Below are 4,228 nucleotides of genomic sequence, written 5' to 3'. Positions count from 1 at the left end.
AGAATAGAGAATGTGAGAGGTAATAAGGTAGAGGTGGTGGAGGGAAGTTTGGATATAAGTGTCAATAAGGATATAAATATAAGCTCTCAATCAAACTATTCTCTTAGTGCTGACGATAATATAGATTTATATAGCAATGATTCTATTAAGTTAAGCACTACTAAGCAAACCACCCTTAATAATCAACATTTATTCATCAATAGCGCAGAACAAGCTATATTGCAAGCTAATAAAAAAATACAATTATCCATCGGGGAAGCTATGATACAAAGTAATGGGAAACAGATTGTTTTACAAGTTGGTTCTAGTAAAATTATCATCAAAGATGATACAATCAAGATTCAAGGTAAAGTGGAGATGGGAGGATAACTAATCAAGTGATGAATCAATATTGCTTAAGATTGGGTAAAGATAAAAACAAAAATAAAGAGTTCTTAAGAGTGATATACAAAGAGTATAAGGAGAGAGTGAATGGCACAAGTAAATATACTATACTTAATGACTCCTCAAAGAGTTCAAGAGCTGAAGGAAACTCGTGAAAGGATTGAAGAATATATGGGCAAGAAAATCATACCCATTTTTCGATATATAGATTCAATTACTATAGATATTCGCTTCTTCTTTGCACAATCTGATTTAATAAGCCTCACTGATATACTCACGCTTAAAGACTATCAATACAACGCCTTTGGTGTGCCTATACCAAGAAGAATCATATTAGAGACACTAGAATTTAATAAGAATCAAAGTGATAGCTTTAGTGTATTGGTTAAGCAATACCCATTCATTCAGCTTGCATTCTCTCAATGGCTCACCATCAAGCTATATGAAAAGCACAAGATTCTCAATAAAAAAGAGAATCTAAGCTATAAAGACTTTATGACAGAGTATTTTAGCTTCACTTATAATAGCAAACAACGCAATATATATGAGGCGATAGAAATAATGAGGGGAGAGGAAATAAACAATATGAATGAAGAGTTTGCGAGTCCCATTAGCACATTATATGCATCGAGTGGGCTTACCCTCTTTGATTTCATCTATGATTTAATCCCTAATGCTATAAGGACAAACTTCTTAAACACCAAAGAGAAACTAACATCTTATCTACCACTAAAACAAGATAGATTTGAGTATCAAGATAATATCTTTAGTGATATACGAACATTAAGTTTTAAAATATATGGTTGTAAAGATAATGGATATGATGGGTCTTGTGAGATGAAATGTGTAGGTAGAGATGATGATGGATGCATACTCTATGAAAGTATCCCAAAGAAGCTTGATACTTCTCTCCCTAAAGAAAACTATATCTTAAATGCCCTTAGTCTTAAAGACTATCCAATAGATTCTAAAGAACTTGTTGTCGCTAAGGCAAAGATGAATAATCTAGGCATAGGCTATGATGAGCTATGGGAGATTATGAATAATACAAAGCCAGAGATGATGAGTAAAAATGAGTTGGAGAAGCTCATACCAGAGAAATTTTATAATCCAACATATCCCGGTGAGCCGTTTGAAATACCTGATGAAAAATGGATAAATTATAATAAAGCCCTACTACAAAACCTCACCAAAGAAATTCACAACAACTACCTTGTCAATTATAGAATCTTTGAGGAGATAAGGGTGAGAGAACGCAAGGGCGATGAGCCTGATATTGAAGAGCTTACAAGAAGTGATTTCCCTCGTGATGGCTTAGAGTTACATGAGGCTGGATATACTATATATCGCTTTAACCAAGCTTTGACAATGGCATTTCTCAATGCGTATGATACAAAAGATTCTCATGCCACCTACAATCTAAAATAAAGGCGTAGAAGTATGTTTAAGAATATCGGCTTTGATAAATATAATAAGATAAGGAAGATACTGCTTGCTGGAGCTGAAGAAGCTAGAGAAGAAGTATATAGAGATAGCAAAGGAATTGCTACTATTGGTATAGGAATAAATATACAAAGCTTTGATATATGGATAAAGTTAATTCTATTTTACAAATTTGACTTAGTAAAAAATATAGATGATATTCCATTGAAACGATTTGATGGTAAAGAGACTCTTAAGCTTGTAATCAAAGATACAAGCAGTGCAAAATTCAAAGAATATGAAACTTTAATCAATAAAATAGCAAAAGACATTCAAGAAAAAGTAAAAACAGATATAGAAACTAGTTCGCTCAATACAATTCTTGCAACGCACATTAAGAACTATACAAAGAAAACAAAAGAATTGCAAAATATAAAGAAAGATTCTAAAAACAATAACGCAGGACAAAATAACAATAAACCACACAACTCCAAGCAATCAAAGACAAATACAGAATCTCAACAAATTACAGAGAGGCTTACTCATGATGATGTAAAGATAGACCATACAGATTCTAATAATCCAAAATATCCAACCTTCACCCTCACCAAAGAACAAGCAGAAGAGCTTTTTGATATAATGGCAATTAATTATGAAGCCATAACACTATCAAGTTTAAACAGATTAAATATTAATATCTTTAATAAAATTAGAGAGGCTAAAAAAGAGGATAAAGAATATTATAGAGAATTTGTGCCATTTATGAGTGCCACCTATCAAGCTCCTAATGTAATTAAGGATAATTCTTTATTGTCTAATACCTTTCAATATAAAAGTAGATTTTTAATCTGGGCTATCATACGATATAGCTTAGAGAGTGATGCAAGAAGACAAATCTTGCAATCTGCCATATTTAACTTTAATAACACTAAACATAAAGAATTTGGTAATAATAACACAATATCTTTGGATAACGAGAATGATGAAGATAAGTTTGAAACCTTTAAGGATATATTTAAAGTGCTTAATCTAAGAGATAAGATAGGGAATAAAAAGCAGAGTTATTTGGAGTGGTTGGAGGGGAAGGATAGTAAGATAAAGCTCTCAATAGGTAATGAAAAAGTCCATGCAGCTCTTGTAATAAAAGATGAATATAATATTAGAAACGCTAAAAAATATCAAAACTCCCCCAATTACAATATCTACCGCTCTGGCTACATCAACCCTAATGAACTTAAGCCATTAGTTGATATACTCAATCCTTATGTAGAGTTTCTTGATAGTTTAATCCCACAAGCCAAGTTTGAGAGACAACAAGGATTCCAAACAATCAAGCTAAAAGATGCTAACAATAAAGAGCGAAATAGCAAAGTAAGATTTAAGCTTAAAAATATATTCTTTATTAATAGATACAATCAAATCAAGGCTCAAGAAAGCATCAATACTATAAACTACTCAAACAATGCAAAGCAAGAAAATATCCTCATTATCCTTGATGAGCTTAATACCCCTCTTCGCTTCAAGCAACCAAACAATACATTTCTTTATATTCTAACTACTCATAGTAATACGATAGATTGCTCTCTTCTTAATAATCCTCTAAAAGATTGCATTAAGGCAAATGATAAATGCGAACTCTATCTCTACGATAAACAAGATGATGATATACCAAAGGTGATTTCTCTCTCTACCAATGAATTAATATTGCAAGAACATAATAATAGACTTATAGCGAGGCAAGGTGATTATAGCTTTGAGTATATATCAAATAATCTCTATATCAACAAAGATGAAGCAAGATTGCTTGCCTTAAATAACTATAGAAGCTATATACAAGCAATACATAGCAATGATATTAATAACCCAAACTCCTCTTATATCCTCCAAACTATCTTAGAAAAAGATATACCTTACTCTACATTAGGAATTCAACTGCAATCACCTAAACCTTTAGATACCTTTAGCAATAATGGCAATTTTGAGTTAAGAATCCATAATATAAATCTCAAATATATAGAATCCCAAAGCAAAGGGCATATTACTAAAGATGCTCCATTATATTGCTATGTAGCAGAATCTAAACAAAATCATACAGCAAAGCTAGATGATAATACTATAAGCATATATATAAATATAGACAACATAGAATCTCATATAAAAAGGGATACCAATGATAATCTTATGCCTATACTTCCTAAGTATATTTATTTATCTTTTATCCCTTTCTTTAGTAACTATGAATCAAACAATACAAGCTCTCAAAAGATTAGTCTTTTAGCAGAAGACTTAGAAAGGGGGTATAAAGATATAGGGTTTAAGATACCACTTAATCCTATACAAGATAGTAGATTCTTTAAAGAATTGGGGATGAGGGAAGATAATAAACACAAAGAGAGTGGGATAAAGGCGAGAGATAAACTCT

The 4,228-nt window shown here is 31.6% G+C and carries 3 protein-coding genes; all 3 read left to right on the top strand.

Going from position 1 to position 4,228, the window contains the following annotated elements; translation table 11 throughout:
* A partial coding sequence (locus CQA53_RS10275) for a hypothetical protein (protein WP_220272087.1) occupies window positions 1-369 on the top strand: 369 nt, incomplete at its 5' end.
* A 102-nt stretch (window positions 370-471) separates the two neighbouring features.
* On the top strand, window positions 472-1,812 hold the full coding sequence (locus CQA53_RS10270; protein ID WP_115543876.1) for a hypothetical protein: 1,341 nt from the start codon (window positions 472-474) through the stop codon (window positions 1,810-1,812).
* Between the two features lie 12 nt (window positions 1,813-1,824).
* Window positions 1,825-4,228, top strand: a 2,404-nt coding sequence (locus CQA53_RS10265) for a hypothetical protein (protein WP_147290032.1), incomplete at its 3' end; no start/stop codon positions are given.

Origin of the sequence: Helicobacter didelphidarum (genome assembly GCF_003364195.1) — a bacterium.
GTDB lineage: Bacteria > Campylobacterota > Campylobacteria > Campylobacterales > Helicobacteraceae > Helicobacter_A > Helicobacter_A didelphidarum.
This window is presented reverse-complemented; position numbering and strand designations above follow the sequence as displayed.